Origin of the sequence: Phaeobacter sp. CAU 1743, from assembly GCF_039839315.1 — a bacterium.
GTDB classification, from domain to species: Bacteria; Pseudomonadota; Alphaproteobacteria; order Rhodobacterales; family Rhodobacteraceae; genus Phycobacter; species Phycobacter gallaeciensis_A.
The window spans coordinates 81,345-95,701 of sequence record NZ_JBDOQR010000004.1; the positions used below are offsets into that span (position 1 = coordinate 81,345).

A 14,357-nucleotide genomic window follows, 5' to 3' on the forward strand; every position below is an offset into this window, starting at 1 on the left:
GCCTTGGCTGAGCCTGCCGTGCTTCCGTCGGCCAAGGCTGCGGCCGAAGTCCTGCAGGAAGCCGATGTGGCTATTCTGGGTGAGGTGCATGACAACGCAGCCCACCACCAGAACCAGGCCGAACTCCTGCGCTATCTGGTACCGCGCGCGGTGGTTTGGGAGATGATAACCGGGGCGCAGGCCGAGGGCCTGACCGAGGCGCTGCTGGGCGATGCGGAGGCGACCGCTGCCGCGCTCGATTGGGAGGCAACGGGCTGGCCGGAATTTGCGCTCTACGCGCCGGTCTTTGCCGCCGCCGCGCCCGCACGGCAGTACGGCGCGCTGGTGCCGCGCTCGGAGGCGCGTCAGGCGCTGGATCAGGGGATCGCGGCCTATTTCGGCGCCCGGGCCGCAGATTTCGGGCTGGATCTGCCCTTGCCAGAGGCGGAGCAGACGGAACGCGAGGCGGATCAGATGGCCAATCACTGCAATGCGATGCCCGCCGAAATGCTGCCGGTGCTGGTTGATTTCCAGCGGCTGCGTGACGCGGCACTTGCTGCAGCGGTGGATCAGGCGCTGGAAGAGACCGGCGGGCCGGTGGCGGTGATCACCGGCAATGGCCATGCGCGGCTGGATCGGGGTCTTGCGGTCTACCTGTCAAAGGCGCGGCCCGAGGTGCGGATCCAGAGCCTTGGCCAAAGCGAGGGCGGCGCGATATCCGGGGATTTCGATCTGCTGCTGGATAGCGCGGCGGCAGAGCGCCCGGACCCCTGTCTTGCCTTCGGCAAGGGTTGAGGGGAAAACCGTTTCACACTTTGGCCCGGGCCAAGTAAGGTCGGCGCTGACGCAGAATTCCAAGGTGGCGCAGGGGCGGATAATATGCTGGTAGGCAAACATATTTTACTGATCATCGGTGGCGGCATCGCGGCCTATAAGGCGCTGGAACTGATCCGCCGCCTGCAGGATCAGGGCGCCAGCGTGGCGCCGGTCGTGACCAAGGCCGGGGAAGAATTCGTGACCCCGCTGTCGGTCTCGGCCCTGGCCGGTGCGCCGGTGCACCGGGATCTGTTTGACCTCACAGCCGAGGCGGAGATGGGCCATATACAACTGTCGCGCAGTGCGGATCTGGTTGTTGTGGCGCCTGCCACCGCGGATCTGATGGCGAAGATGGCGCAGGGGCTGGCCAATGATCTGGCCTCGACCCTGCTCTTGGCCACCGACACGCCGGTTCTGGTGGCGCCCGCCATGAACGTGCGCATGTGGGAACACGCCGCCACGCAACGCAATATCGCCACGCTGAAAGCAGACGGCATCCGATTTGTCGGCCCCAACGCGGGCGGCATGGCCTGCGGCGAATTCGGCCCGGGCCGGATGGCCGAGCCGGATGAAATCGTCGCTGCCGTTGCAGCCGAGTTTCGTGATGGACCTCTCAGCGGCAAACGCATCGTCGTTACCTCCGGCCCGACACATGAGCCCATTGATCCGGTGCGCTATATTGCCAATCGCTCCTCCGGGGCGCAGGGCACAGCGGTGGCCCGTGCTCTGCGCGATCTGGGAGCGGAAGTGGTGTTCGTCACGGGCCCGGCAACGGTCCGGCCCCCCGAGGGGGTAGAGGTCGTTCCCGTCGAAAGCGCGCTGGAAATGCAGGCCGCGGTAGAGGCAGCCTTGCCCGCCGATGCGGCCGTATTCGCTGCTGCCGTGGCGGATTGGCGGGTGGCCAGCGCCTCGGACCGGAAACTGAAGAAATCTAAGGATGGCTTGCCGACGCTGGAATTCGCCGAAAACCCCGACATCCTGAAAACGGTTTCGCATATGACTGAACACCGACCGGGACTGGTGGTGGGGTTCGCTGCAGAAACCAACGACGTGGTGGACAACGCCACCGCCAAACGGCTGCGCAAGGGGTGCGACTGGATCGTTGCCAATGACGTCTCACCTGCCACCGGTATCATGGGTGGCAGCGAAAACGCGGTGATCCTGATCACGGACACCGGCGCCGAGGAATGGCCACGCATGGCGAAGCAGGAGGTCGCCGGGAAACTGGCCAACCGCATCGCTGCCGCGCTGGACAGTTGATCCCATCCAATCACTGACACAGAACATCAAACCGCAGGTTCCGATATGGTGACAATCCGTATACGCCGTGATGCAGAGGCGGATCACGATCTGCCGCTGCCCTCCTATGAAACTCCGGGCGCGGCGGGCGCGGATCTGCGCGCCGACCTGACGGGGCGCGGCAGCATCCTGCTGGCGCCGGGCGCGCGGGCGCTGGTGCCAACCGGGCTGCGGGTGGAAATCCCGACGGGATACGAGATCCAGATCCGACCGCGATCCGGCCTTGCGCTGAAACACGGGATTACCCTGCCGAACACGCCGGGCACCATCGACAGCGATTATCGCGGCCCGCTGGGCGTCATCGTGCTGAACGCGGGGCAGGAACCGTTCGAGATCCGCCACGGAGAGCGGATTGCGCAGATGGTGGTCGCGCCGGTGTTGCAGGCGGCCTTCGTCGAGGTGACGGAGTTGAGCGAGACAGAGCGCGGCAGCGGTGGCTTTGGCTCCACGGGGAGAGGCTGATGATACTGGTTCTGGGTCTTGCAGGGCTGATCTGGTGGGGCGGGCGCCTGATGGGCCTGCCGCGTGCGATGCGGGGAAGCCTGCTGGCGCTGCTGTTTGCGGCCGTCGTGATCCTGCAACTGACCCTGCCCAATGGCCATGGCTTGCGGGCCGCCACCGGTGGCTCTGCCTCGTCCTGGCTGATCCTTGGCGGGATCGTGCTGCTGATTGGTGTCTACAGCTGGGGCGTGTCCCGCTTGCGCGCCCGCGCGGACGCGAGTGAAGACGCCGAAAATGGTGGTGAAGCGCCCACGGCCGAGGCGAAAACGGCGGCCAAACCGGGGCGTTTCTCGGAGACCGAACTGAACCGATATGCGCGCCATATCGTGCTGCGGGAACTGGGCGGTCCGGGGCAGAAGAAGCTGAAGAACGCCAAGGTGCTGGTGATCGGGGCCGGGGGGCTTGGCGCACCGGCGCTGCAATATCTGGCGGCGGCGGGCGTTGGCACCATCGGTGTCATCGACGACGATGTGGTTGAAAACGCCAACCTGCAGCGGCAGGTTATTCACCGCGATCAGGACATCGGCCTGCCCAAGGTATTCTCGGCGCAAAAGGCGATGGAGGCGCAGAACCCCTTTGTCACCGTGCGCCCCTATCACCGCCGTCTGACGGATGAGATCGCCGCGGATCTGTTTGCGGAATATGATATCATTCTGGATGGCACCGATAATTTCGAAAGCCGCTATCTGTCGAACCGCACCGCCGTGGCGCTGGGCAAGCCGCTGATTTCCGGCGCCCTGTCGCAATGGGAGGGGCAGCTGTCCGTCTTTCATCCCAAGGCAGGCGGCCCCTGCTATCAGTGTATCTTCCCCGAGGCCCCGGCTGCAGGACTGGCGCCCAGCTGCTCTGAGGCTGGTGTTATCGGTCCCTTGCCCGGGGTCGTCGGCGCGATGATGGCGGTGGAGACGATCAAGCAGATCACCGGAGCGGGCGAAGTGCTGCGCGGCGCCATGCTGATCTACGATGCCCTTTACAGTGAAACCCGCCGCATCGGGCTGAAACAGCGGGTCGACTGCCCGATCTGTGGCGGGGGGAGCGATGGCGACGGACCGGGCGACAGTGGTGGCACGGCTGCTTCCGGCGGCGAATAAGCGTCACGCGAACAACAAAGCCTCCACGTGTCCGAAGCGCTATATATTTCCCTGCTGTGCGGTGCCCTGATGGGTGGTGAGCCGGAACAGGTGTATCAATTCGACTATCCCGAAGGCCGGGCCTCGATCCGGGTCGATTGCGAAAACAGCAATCGGGTGGTGGAGTTTGGCCTCGACAAGCGCAGTAGCCTCGACAGTCTGCAACAGGCGCTGTTCGCGGCCGAAATCACCGGCAAGGAGGCCGTCGTGGTGCTGATCGACACCGATGGGGTCATGGGCCGGTTCGAATGGCGCATTGCCCGGGCTGCCAATATTGCAGGCGTTCCGATCCGCATCATTGCCGCCGATCTGGTCGAGGATCTGAGGCCGGGCGGCTAGTATTTGCGGAAAATCCGCTTGCCTCTCTGGACGCTGCCGTGGCGCGGGCATAGCTTCTGCGCAAAGGAGGCCTTGCCTATGACCAACCCCTTGTTGTCCCATTGGGATACCCCGTTTGAAATCGCGCCCTTCGACCAGATTTCCGACGAAGATTTCGCGCCCGCGCTGGATCAGGCCCTTGCGGCCCATAACGCCCAGATCGACGCTATCGCGTCAAATCCCGATGCGCCGACCTTTGACAATGTGATCGGGGCGCTGGAAACACCTTGCCAGGCGCTGGAGCAAGTCCTGTCGGTGTTCTACACGGTGGCAGGCGCCGACAGTAATCCCAAGCGGCAGGAGTTGCAGCGTGCATTCTCACCGAAACTGGCGGCGCATTCCTCGGCCATTACCGCGAACAAGGCGCTTTATGCACGGATCAAGGCGGTCTGGGATCAGCGCGATGAACTGGACCTGACCGAGGAACAGCAGCGCGTGTTGATGCTGACCCACCGCAGTTTCGTGCGCGGTGGTGCAGCACTGGAAGGGGCGGAGGATGCCCGGATGCAGGAGATCAAGGGACGGCTTGCCACCCTTGGCACCGAATTCACTCAGAACCTGCTGGCGGATGAGAGCAACTGGTTCATGGAGCTCTCTGAAGAGGATCTGGAAGGCCTGCCGGACTTCGCCATCGCGGCTGCCCGGGCTGCGGGCAAGGAAAAGGGCGTGGACGGGCCTGTCGTGACGACCTCGCGCTCCATCATCACGCCGTTCCTGCAATTCTCTCCGCGCCGGGATCTGCGGGAAAAGGCGTTCCAGGCCTGGGCGGCGCGCGGAGCCAATGGCGGCAAGACGGACAACCGGGAGATTGCGGCAGAGATCCTTGCCCTGCGCGAGGAACGAGCCAAGCTCTTGGGATATGAGAATTTCGCGGCTTACAAGCTGGAAACTGAAATGGCCAAGACGCCCGAAGCCGTGCGGGGCCTGCTGATGGATGTCTGGGGCCCGGCCAAGGCGCGGGCGGATGCGGATGCGGTCATCCTGACCGAGATGATGCAGGCCGATGGTATCAATGGTGATCTGGAGCCTTGGGACTGGCGCTATTACTCGGAAAAGCGCCGCAAGATCGAACATGACCTCGATGAGGCCGAGCTGAAGCCCTATCTGCAGCTCGACAAGATGGTCGAGGCGGCCTTCTCCTGTGCGAACCGCCTGTTCGGGCTGGAGTTCGCGCCGCTTGATATCCCGCTTTACCATCCCGATTGCCGCGCCTGGGAGGTCACGCGCAACGGTGAGCATATGGCGGTCTTCATCGGCGATTATTTTGCCCGTGGATCGAAACGCTCGGGCGCCTGGTGTTCGGCCATGCGAGGTCAGGCGAAGTTTCCGGAAAAACAGGCGCCTGTCGTGATCAACGTCTGCAACTTTGCCAAGGGCGATCCGGCGCTGTTGTCCTATGATGATGCGCGCACACTGTTCCACGAGTTCGGCCATGCGCTGCACCAGATGCTGTCGGATGTGACCTATGAAAGCATCTCGGGCACCTCGGTGGCGCGCGATTTCGTGGAGCTTCCTTCGCAGCTCTATGAACACTGGCTGGAAGTGCCCGAGGTGCTGAGCGAGTTTGCTACCCATGCCGAGACTGGCGAGCCGATGCCCAAGGAAATGCTGGACAAGGTTCTGGGCGCTGCGACCTATGACATGGGCTTTCAGACGGTGGAATACGTTGCCTCGGCGCTTGTTGATCTGACCTTCCACGATGGCGCCGCCCCGGCAGATCCGATGGCGCGCCAGGCCGAGGTTCTGGCCGAAATCGGCATGCCCCACGCCATCACCATGCGCCACGCGACGCCGCATTTCGCGCATGTCTTCTCCGGCGATGGCTATAGCTCCGGTTACTACAGCTACATGTGGTCCGAGGTGATGGACGCTGATGCCTTTGCCGCCTTTGAAGAGGCAGGCGGGGCCTTTGATCCCGAACGCGCCAAGGCGCTGGAGGAGCATATCCTGTCCACTGGCGGTTCCAAGGATCCGGCAGAGCTTTACACCGCCTTCCGCGGGCGTCTGCCCGGGGTGGATGCGCTGCTGAAGGGGCGGGGGCTGGCCGCAGAATAAGCCGCTGAACAAAAAAACTGGCGCCGGGAAGATTGCTCTTCCCGGCGCCATTCGTTTCAGGGGCAGAAAATGGTCCAGTCAGTAACCCAGAGACCGGTCTACCAGATGCAGGAACGGCTCAGCCGCCTCGCCGCGGCGGATGTTTTCGGCGATCACCTGCGATGCCGTGCTGGCCCGGGTTTCCGCCGCGATATGGGGCGTGACGGTGACATTGGGATGCGCCCAATAGGGATCATCCGCAGGCAGGGGTTCCACCCGGAACACATCCAGCGTGGCATGGCCCACTTGACCGCAATCCAGAGCTTCCAACAGGGCGGCGTCGTCGATCAGTGGCCCCCGGCCCGGATTGATGATCCGCGCACCCTTCGGCAGCATCGCCAGAGTATCGGCGTTCAGGATGTTGTTGGTCGCGGGTGTATCCGGCAGCAACAGGATCACGATTTCCGCCTCTGACAACGCCTGTTTCAGCCCGTGGTCTCCATGCAGGCATTTGATCCCGTCGATCTCCTTGGCCGAGCGCGACCAGCCGGTGACCGGAAATCCGATACGGGCCAGGCTCTGCGCGCAGGCGCTGCCCAATGCGCCAAGGCCGAGCACAGTCACTGGGCGTTCAAAGGCCAGCGGCGGCACTACGGGCTCCCACCGGTCCTGCATGGCGATGGAGCGGTCGATGTCCAGATGATAGCGCAGCACGTGGCCGCTGACCCATTCCACCATGCCGGCTGTCAGCCCCGGATCCACCATCCGGCACAGCGGCATGGTCAGGGTCTGGTTGCCGACGATCTTTTCCACCCCGGCCCAGAGGTTCAGCACCGCCTTGCAGCGGGTATAGGGGGTGAAATCCTGCAGGTCGGAATTCGGCGCATAGACCACGTAATCCACCTGATCGGCGGGATGATCCTGCCGCATATCGACCGTCAGTCCGGCCTCGGAAAAGGCGCGTTTCAGCGGCTCGCGGTAGGTGTCCCAGCGGGCGGGCAGGGCGGCGAACTGAACGTTGATCATGTGGCAAATACTCCTGCCATGTCCCGGAAGCCCTTGATCTCGATCGGGTTGCCTGCGGGATCGTGAAAAAACATCGTGCTTTGCTCACCCGGTTCTTCGGCAAAACGGGTGGTGGGGGGGATGGTGAAGTCGATCCCCTCGGCCTCCAGCCGGTCGGCAAGAGCGCGCCATTCTTCTTGTGGCAGGATCACACCCAGATGCGGCATCGGCACCATGTGCTCACCCACCTTGCCCGTATTGGCGGTGGCAAAGACCGGCCCGAGATGCAGCGAAATCTGATGGCCGAAGAAATTGAAATCGACCCAGGTATCGGTGCTGCGCCCTTCGTCGCAGCCCAGAACACCGCCATAAAAGGCGCGGGCTGCTTCCAGATCGTCAACATGATAGGCAAGGTGAAATATGCTCATTTTCCGCAGTTCCTGTTGTTGGTTGGGCCGCCCGTTCTAGCGCGGGCGGTGGACGTTTGCGCTTTGCACCAGGCCAAAGGCGGCGAGCAGCACCAGCATGGCCGAGCCCCCGTAAGAGACCAGCGGCAAGGGCACGCCGACGACCGGCGCAAGCCCCATCACCATCGACATGTTCACGGCAAAGAACAGGAAGAAGGTGATGGCGATGCCAAGCGTCACCAGCGACGAGAACCGGTCCCGCGCCGCAAGGGCGGTGGCGACGCAGAAGACAATGATCAGCACGTAGATGCTGAGCAGGGTAAAGCCGCCGATAAAGCCGAATTCCTCGGCCAGGGTGGTAAAGATGAAATCGGTGTGTTTTTCCGGCAGGAAGTTCAGCCGTGATTGGGTGCCCTGCATGAAACCGCGCCCGGACCAGCCGCCCGAGCCGAGGGCGATCTTGGACTGGGTGATGTGATAGCCCGCGCCGAGCGGATCCTGTGAGGGATCAAGAAAGGTATCGATGCGGCGGAACTGGTAGTCCTTGATCAGCTGCCAGTCGGTGCCGCGGCTGTAGAACACCGCCGTGACCAGACCAACGGCGCCGGCAATCACCGTTGCGAAATAGGCCCAGTGCACACCTGCCAGAAACATGACCCCACCCCCGGCGGCCATCAGCAGGATCGAGGTGCCCAGATCCGGCTGCCGCAGCACCAGAAATGTGGGGAACAGGATCATGATCACCGGCACCAGCACCCAGAACAGGCGCGAGGTCTTTTCCGTTGGCAGCCAGTCATAATAGGCGGCTAGTAGCATCACTAGGGTAATCTTCATCAGCTCCGAGGGTTGCAGCCGCATGAAACCAATGTCGATCCAGCGTTGCGCCCCCATGCCGACGGTGCCGAAGAACTCCACCGCCAGCAGCAGCACGATGGACATCAGATAGGCAAGGACGGAAATGTTGCGCCAAAACCAGATCGGCACCATGGCCACCATGATCATCACCGCCATGCCAAGGGCAAAGCGTTTTGCCTGCGGCTCGGCCCAGGGCGAGAACGACCCACCTGCCACGGAATAGAGCATCAGAAAGCCCACCCCGGCGACCGAGGCCAGCAGCAAGGTCAGCGGCCAGTTCAGATACAGGATCTTGCGCAGGCCCGAGGGGACGGATTTGGCGCGGCTTTCAAGATAACTCATGCCCGGCCGCTGCCTCCGGTTTCTTCCCGTTTCAGACGTTCGCGTTCCAGCCGCTCCTGCTGCGCCTTGATGCGGCTGCGATCGCCCTTGGGGTAGGCGGACAGGGGCGGCGTTCCATCAAACAGCGCCTGCAACATGACATCGCGGGCAATGGGTGCGGCGGCGCGTGACCCGCCACCCCCGTGTTCGACCACGACAGCAACCGCAAAGCGGGGTTTGTCATAAGGCGCAAAGCAGACATAGAGCGCGTGGTCGCGCCGCTCCCAGGGCAGATCCTCGTTGCGGATCACCCCGGCGGCGCGTTCGGCCGCGGTGATATTGCGCACCTGGCTGGTGCCGCTTTTGCCGGCCATGCGGATGTCTTCGGCGATGATGCGTGAGCGGTAGCCGGTGCCGCGCCGGTCGTTACTGACCGAGAACATGCCCCTGCGCACGGTCCGCAGGTTGTTTTCATTGAGCCCCAAAGGCTCGCCGCCGCCGCTGGGTTGTTCGATCCCGTCGATGGATTTCAGCAGACGCGGGGTGATACTGCGCCCCGAGGCGATCCGCGCGGTCATCACTGCCAGTTGCATTGGCGAGGCCAGCATATAGCCCTGCCCGATAGAGGCGTTTGCAGTGTCGCCGATCAGCCAGTCCTGCCCGTGCACCCGCTGCTTCCACTCGCGGTTGGGGGCCAGGCCGCTGGCCACGGCCGACATCGGCAGATCGTGACGCACACCCAGCCCCAGCTGGTTCGCCATGGCAGAAATTTTGTCGATCCCCACCTTCAGCGCCAGATCGTAGTAATAGACGTCGCAGGATTGTTTCAGCGAGGTGTTGAGATCCACATGCCCATGGCCCGCGCGTTTCCAGCAGTGGAACCTGCGACCGGAGACCTCCAGATACCCGGGGCACCAGACGGTTTCCTCGGGGCCGATCAACCCTTCCTCCAGTGCAGCCAGCGCCGTCACCATCTTGAAGGTCGAACCTGGCGGATAGGTACCCTGCACCGCCTTGTTCGCCAGCGGACGGTAGGGGTCGCCGGTCAGCAGGCTATAGTCGGCGACCGAGATGCCACGCACAAAGAGATTGGGATCAAAGCTGGGCGAGGAGGCGATGGCACGGGTGTCCCCATGTTCGCAATCGATGATCACCGCAGCGGCACTTTCGTTGCCAAGGCGCGCCTGCACATAGCTTTGCAACTCGGCATCGACGGTCAGTTGCATGTCGGCGCCGGCCTCACCTTCGCGCCGGTCCAGCTCGCGCATGACGCGGCCGGTAGCATTCACCTCGACGCGCTTGGCGCCGGCCTTGCCGCGCAGGGCGTCCTCACGCTTGGCCTCAAACCCAACCTTGCCGATCTGGAAACGAGGAATGCGCAGGATCGGTTCCGGCGATTCCATCTTGCTGAGGTCATAATCCGAGACCGGCCCGACATAGCCGACCACATGGGCAAAGGCGCCGCGTTGCGGATAGATCCGCGTCAGGCCGACCTCGGGGGTGATGCCGGGCAGGGCAGGGGCGTTGACCGCCACTTTCGAGATGTCCTCCCAGCCGATCTGATCGGCCAGCGTCACCGGCAGGAAGGGCGGAGAGCGGCGCATTTCGGCCATGGCGCGCTCAATATCTTCAGGGTCGATTTCGATCAGCCGCGACAGTTTGGCGATCACCTCGCCTACATCGCCGGCGTCCTCGGGGACGATGGTGATGCGATAGGAGGGCGAGTTCTGCGCCAGGGTGATGCCGTTGCGGTCGAAGATCTCACCGCGTGCTGGCGGTAGCAGACGGATATTGATGCGGTTTTCCTCGGCCAGCAGCCGGAACTGATCGGCCTGATCTACCTGCAGATAGCGCATGCGGGCCGCCAACCCGCCCGCAAACCCCAGTTGCAAACCGCCCAGAAGCAGCGCCCGGCGGGTCAGCTTGCGGTGGCTGAATTCCAGCTCTTTCGGATTGCGTTTCATCAGCGGCTTCCCAGGGCTTCGGCTTCGGCAGGTGACAGTTTGCGCACACCCAATAGGCTTTGACTGAAGATCACGACCAGCGGATAGGCGGCAATCGTCAGCAGGGCTTGAATCAGCGTGAGGCCCAAGGGTGCCTGCGCCACGGCCAGAATAGCAAGAATGGCCCGGTTGAGCACCACGATACCTGCGATCACAAAGGCGACGGCGAGCCATTCCGCGGCAAAGGCGGTTTCCCGGTGCGGCGGGATTCGCGACTTCAGGAATTCGCAGCCCAGTACCACCAGCAGCGCAAAAAGGCCGGGCGGGCGCTGGAACATCATGTCGGCGACCAGCATGGTTGCCCCCAGCAGCAGAACAGGCACGAAATCCGGCCGCCGCAGTGACCAGGCCATGGCAAGCGCCAGCAGCAGGTCTGGCGGTGCCCAACGGCGCGGCAGCGTGTCCAGCGGCAGCAGGTGAATGAAGATCAGCACCAGTGCCAGAGCCGGAAAGGCCATCCGCATCATCCAGATCCGCGCGGGCGAGGTGCTAGCCATTGCTCTCCCCTTCGGACGCGGACAGAGCCTCGGGCGCCAGGTTTTGCGGCCGCGGGAGAGGCACAGTGGCATCCGGCGCCGGGACAACCAGTCCACCGGGCTCCTTGATCACCTCAGAGCCCTGATGGCGCAGCACCCGCAGGAATTCCAGCCGTTCGTAGTCGGCAGACAGGCGCACCCGCTTACGGCCGGTGCGGTCCTCGGTCACCTGACCGATCAGCAGCCCGGGCGGAAAGACGGAGCCATCGCCAGAGGTGATGACCCGGTCGCCGGGGCGGATCAGATCGGGGTTTTCAAGGAAATCCAGCACTGGCGCAGCGCTATTGTCACCGGTCACCAGAACGGTCTGCCCCGAAGGCTGGATGGTGGCAGGCACCGCGCTGGCGGCATCAGTCAGCAGAATGACCCGCGCGGTATCCTGTCCGGTGCCGGAAATACGTCCCACCAGACCGATCCCGTCCATGGCGGCCCAGCCATCCTGTATCCCGTCCCGGGCGCCGATGTTGAGGATCACAGACTGGCGAAAGGGCGATCCGCTGTCGGCCATCACCACACCGGTGATATAGGTCAGCTTGGGATCGAGCCGCACGTTGTTGAGATCCAGCAGGCGGGCGTTTTCCTGTTCCAGCTGCAGCGCAGCTTCTTTCCAGGCGCGCATTTGGCGCAGCTCGGAACGTAGCTCTTGGTTCTGTTCGGAAAGGCGCTGATAGCTTTGGAAGTCCCGGAACAGGTTGACCGTCGCGGTGACCGGCACCATGGCCCAGTCCATATTCGGCACAACGGTGTCCACCAGCTGCGCGCGGAAGCGTTCGACCCTTGGGCTATCGATCCGCCAGACCAGAAAAATGGCTGCAAGGCACAGGCACACCAGCCCGATCAGCAAACGGCGCAGCGGGGCGGAATAATCTTCGCGCTGTGACCGGTCTTTGGCCAAGGGACTCCTTTCGGGTGTGGATCACCCCGGCATGCGCGGGGCAGGGCGCCTCAGCTGTCGTAGTCGATGGCGTGGCGCAGCTGTTTTTCGAATTCCAGTGCCTTGCCGGTGCCAAGGGCCACGCAGTTCAGGCTTTCGTCGGCGATGGAAACCGCAAGGCCGGTCTGCTCACGCAAGGCAAGATCCAGATCGCCCAGCAGCGCGCCGCCGCCGGTCAGCATGACGCCACGGTCGACGATATCGGCGGCCAGATCCGGCGGGGTGGTTTCCAGCGCGGTCATCACGGAATCGCAGATCTGCTGCACCGGTTCGGCCAGCGCCTCGGCGACCTGCGCCTGGCTGATCTCGATTTCCTTGGGCACGCCGTTCAACAGGTCACGGCCGCGGATCTGCATCGACTGGCCTCGGCCATCGTCGGGCATGCGGGCGGTGCCGATGGAGGTCTTGATACGCTCGGCGGTGGCTTCACCGATCAAAAGGTTCTGCTGGCGGCGCAGGTAGGAGATGATTGCCTCGTCCATGCGGTCGCCGCCGACGCGGACCGAGCGTGCGTATACGATATCGCCAAGGGACAGAACCGCCACCTCGGTTGTACCGCCGCCGATGTCCACGACCATGTTGCCGGTGGGGTCGGTGATCGGCATGCCCGCGCCGATGGCGGCGGCGATGGGCTCTGCGATCAGGCCTGCGCGGCGGGCGCCTGCGGAGAGCACCGACTGACGGATCGCGCGTTTTTCAACCGGGGTCGCGCCATGGGGTACGCAGACGATGATCTTGGGCTTGGAGAAGGTCGAGCGTTTGTGCACCTTGCGGATGAAATGCTTGATCATTTCCTCGGCGGTGTCGAAGTCCGCAATCACGCCTTCGCGCATCGGGCGGATCGCCTCGATCGAGCCGGGGGTACGGCCCAGCATCAGCTTGGCGTCCTCTCCCACGGCCAGTACCTTTTTGACGCCGTCCTTGACGTGATAGGCAACAACCGACGGCTCGGACAGGATCACGCCGCGGCCTTTGACATAGACCAGAGTGTTCGCAGTGCCGAGATCGATGGCCATGTCCGAAGTGAACAGACCGCCTAGATTTCCAAAGAGCGCCATAAATGAGGGATCCTGTAAGTTCTGCCGTTCGTGCCCGCGACTCTGCTGCCAACGCGCATTGTAGATCTTATAAGCAGCGCAGCGCTGCCGCGAAAGGGCCGATTACCTCCAACTAGCGCCTTTCCGCCTGTGAAACATGGGGGTTGGCCACGCCTTGGGCATGTTGAACACTGTGGTTCGGGTGGTTCTTGGACGATGCCGGGCAGGGCGTTTTGCGGCGCAGCATCGGCGAAAGGATCTTTCTATGGCGCGCCAACCGGGGTAGGGGCTGTGTCATGCTGTCCTATCAACATATCTACCACGCCGGAAATCTGGCGGATGTTCAGAAACACGCGCTTCTGGCCTGGATGCTGGCCTATCTGACCCGCAAGGACAAACCGCTCAGCTATATCGAAACCCATGCCGGGCGGGGCGTCTATGAGTTGCAGGCCCCCGAGGCGCTGAAGACGGGGGAGGCGGCCGCGGGGATTTCCCGGGTGCTGGAAAATCACGGACTGGGGGAGGATCATCCGCTGAGCCGCGCGATTGAAGCCTGCCGCGAGCGGTTTGGCGCGACCAGCTATCCCGGATCGCCGCTGGTGGCGGCGGCCCTGCTGCGCGAGATAGACAGCCTGCATTTTGCCGAATTGCACCCGCAGGAATACGCTGCCCTGCGGCAGGCGCTGAGGCCCTGGCATGCCAAGGTGCATCAGCAGGATGGGTTCGAGCTGGCCCTGTCGCTGGCACCGCCAAGGCCGCGCCGAGGGCTCATGCTGATCGATCCGTCGTATGAGGTGAAATCCGATTACGCACGTATCCCCGGCATCATCGGCAAGCTGCACCGGAAATGGAACGTCGGCGTCATCGCGCTGTGGTATCCGATCCTGACAGATGGGGCGCATCAAAAGATGCTGAGCGCGCTGGAGACGCAGGCGCTGCCGGGCGCCCTGCGCCACGAGGTGCGCTTTCCGCCGGTGCGCGCCGGGCACCGGATGGTTGGATCAGGTATGTTCGTAGTGAATGCGCCCTTTGGCGCCGAAGAGGAAGCCGCGCGTATTTCGGCCCTGTTCGAGAGGCTCAATCAGGGCTGAGACGAAGACCTGTAGGGGAGGGGGGATCTCC

General features: G+C 63.4%; 14 protein-coding genes. 7 read left to right on the forward strand and 7 right to left on the reverse strand.

Annotated features, from left to right (window positions below; translation table 11 throughout):
* Window positions 1–18 precede the first annotated feature (18 nt).
* The 6 genes from AAFO90_RS02800 to AAFO90_RS02825 all read left to right on the forward strand — a co-directional run bounded on the left by AAFO90_RS02800 (window position 19) and on the right by AAFO90_RS02825 (window position 6,158).
* Window positions 19–774, forward strand: coding sequence for a ChaN family lipoprotein (locus AAFO90_RS02800; protein ID WP_347508427.1), 756 nt, complete (start codon window positions 19–21; stop codon window positions 772–774).
* An 84-nt stretch (window positions 775–858) separates the two neighbouring features.
* A complete protein-coding gene (gene coaBC / locus AAFO90_RS02805) occupies window positions 859–2,055 on the forward strand; it encodes a bifunctional phosphopantothenoylcysteine decarboxylase/phosphopantothenate--cysteine ligase CoaBC (protein WP_347508428.1) in 1,197 nt (398 codons plus the stop codon).
* Window positions 2,056–2,100: 45 nt separating this feature from the next.
* Complete coding sequence (gene dut, locus AAFO90_RS02810) at window positions 2,101–2,556, forward strand: dUTP diphosphatase (protein ID WP_274837671.1); 456 nt, start codon at window positions 2,101–2,103, stop codon at window positions 2,554–2,556.
* Window positions 2,556–3,686, forward strand: a complete 1,131-nt coding sequence (locus tag AAFO90_RS02815; RefSeq protein WP_347508429.1) for a HesA/MoeB/ThiF family protein — start codon at window positions 2,556–2,558, stop codon at window positions 3,684–3,686. Before dut ends, AAFO90_RS02815 begins: the two co-directional genes overlap by 1 nt.
* A gap of 27 nt (window positions 3,687–3,713) precedes the next feature.
* On the forward strand, window positions 3,714–4,064 hold the full coding sequence (locus AAFO90_RS02820; RefSeq protein WP_347508430.1) for a hypothetical protein: 351 nt from the start codon (window positions 3,714–3,716) through the stop codon (window positions 4,062–4,064).
* A gap of 78 nt (window positions 4,065–4,142) precedes the next feature.
* Complete coding sequence (locus AAFO90_RS02825) at window positions 4,143–6,158, forward strand: M3 family metallopeptidase (protein ID WP_347508431.1); 2,016 nt, start codon at window positions 4,143–4,145, stop codon at window positions 6,156–6,158.
* Between the two features lie 78 nt (window positions 6,159–6,236).
* On the opposite strand, the gene AAFO90_RS02830 is transcribed toward AAFO90_RS02825, so the two are convergent.
* The 7 genes from AAFO90_RS02830 to AAFO90_RS02860 are packed head-to-tail and all read right to left on the reverse strand — an operon-like array spanning window position 6,237 to window position 13,256.
* On the reverse strand, window positions 6,237–7,163 hold the full coding sequence (locus tag AAFO90_RS02830; RefSeq protein WP_347508432.1) for a glyoxylate/hydroxypyruvate reductase A: 927 nt from the start codon (window positions 7,161–7,163) through the stop codon (window positions 6,237–6,239).
* Window positions 7,160–7,570: a VOC family protein gene (locus AAFO90_RS02835; RefSeq protein ID WP_347508433.1), complete on the reverse strand. Its 411-nt coding sequence runs from the start codon at window positions 7,568–7,570 to the stop codon at window positions 7,160–7,162. The genes AAFO90_RS02830 and AAFO90_RS02835 overlap by 4 nt, the downstream gene beginning before the upstream one ends.
* 36 nt (window positions 7,571–7,606) lie before the next feature.
* A complete protein-coding gene (rodA, locus tag AAFO90_RS02840) occupies window positions 7,607–8,746 on the reverse strand; it encodes a rod shape-determining protein RodA (protein ID WP_065272759.1) in 1,140 nt (379 codons plus the stop codon).
* Entirely contained in the window at window positions 8,743–10,689 is a 1,947-nt protein-coding gene (gene mrdA / locus AAFO90_RS02845; protein WP_347508434.1) for a penicillin-binding protein 2, read from the reverse strand. The genes rodA and mrdA overlap by 4 nt, the downstream gene beginning before the upstream one ends.
* On the reverse strand, window positions 10,689–11,225 hold the full coding sequence (locus AAFO90_RS02850; RefSeq protein ID WP_347508435.1) for a rod shape-determining protein MreD: 537 nt from the start codon (window positions 11,223–11,225) through the stop codon (window positions 10,689–10,691). Before AAFO90_RS02850 ends, mrdA begins: the two co-directional genes overlap by 1 nt.
* Window positions 11,218–12,159: a rod shape-determining protein MreC gene (mreC, locus tag AAFO90_RS02855; RefSeq protein WP_274827800.1), complete on the reverse strand. Its 942-nt coding sequence runs from the start codon at window positions 12,157–12,159 to the stop codon at window positions 11,218–11,220. Before mreC ends, AAFO90_RS02850 begins: the two co-directional genes overlap by 8 nt.
* A 50-nt stretch (window positions 12,160–12,209) precedes the next feature.
* Window positions 12,210–13,256, reverse strand: coding sequence for a rod shape-determining protein (locus AAFO90_RS02860; RefSeq protein ID WP_065272763.1), 1,047 nt, complete (start codon window positions 13,254–13,256; stop codon window positions 12,210–12,212).
* Window positions 13,257–13,531: 275 nt separating this feature from the next.
* Between AAFO90_RS02860 and rlmJ the strand changes: the two genes are divergently transcribed.
* A complete protein-coding gene (gene rlmJ, locus AAFO90_RS02865) occupies window positions 13,532–14,326 on the forward strand; it encodes a 23S rRNA (adenine(2030)-N(6))-methyltransferase RlmJ (protein ID WP_347508436.1) in 795 nt (264 codons plus the stop codon).
* Window positions 14,327–14,357 lie beyond the last annotated feature (31 nt).

What these genes read in the sequence shown, in the direction of transcription:
- coaBC (WP_347508428.1), top strand. Translation starts at nt 859, where the DNA reads ATGCTGGTAGGCAAACATATTTTACTGATCATCGGTGGCGGCATCGCG.
- dut (WP_274837671.1), top strand. Translation starts at nt 2,101, where the DNA reads ATGGTGACAATCCGTATACGCCGTGATGCAGAGGCGGATCACGATCTG.
- AAFO90_RS02815 (WP_347508429.1), top strand. Translation starts at nt 2,556, where the DNA reads ATGATACTGGTTCTGGGTCTTGCAGGGCTGATCTGGTGGGGCGGGCGC.
- AAFO90_RS02825 (WP_347508431.1), top strand. Translation starts at nt 4,143, where the DNA reads ATGACCAACCCCTTGTTGTCCCATTGGGATACCCCGTTTGAAATCGCG.
- AAFO90_RS02830 (WP_347508432.1), bottom strand. Translation starts at nt 7,163, where the DNA reads ATGATCAACGTTCAGTTCGCCGCCCTGCCCGCCCGCTGGGACACCTAC.
- AAFO90_RS02835 (WP_347508433.1), bottom strand. Translation starts at nt 7,570, where the DNA reads ATGAGCATATTTCACCTTGCCTATCATGTTGACGATCTGGAAGCAGCC.
- rodA (WP_065272759.1), bottom strand. Translation starts at nt 8,746, where the DNA reads ATGAGTTATCTTGAAAGCCGCGCCAAATCCGTCCCCTCGGGCCTGCGC.
- mrdA (WP_347508434.1), bottom strand. Translation starts at nt 10,689, where the DNA reads ATGAAACGCAATCCGAAAGAGCTGGAATTCAGCCACCGCAAGCTGACC.
- AAFO90_RS02850 (WP_347508435.1), bottom strand. Translation starts at nt 11,225, where the DNA reads ATGGCTAGCACCTCGCCCGCGCGGATCTGGATGATGCGGATGGCCTTT.
- AAFO90_RS02860 (WP_065272763.1), bottom strand. Translation starts at nt 13,256, where the DNA reads ATGGCGCTCTTTGGAAATCTAGGCGGTCTGTTCACTTCGGACATGGCC.
- rlmJ (WP_347508436.1), top strand. Translation starts at nt 13,532, where the DNA reads ATGCTGTCCTATCAACATATCTACCACGCCGGAAATCTGGCGGATGTT.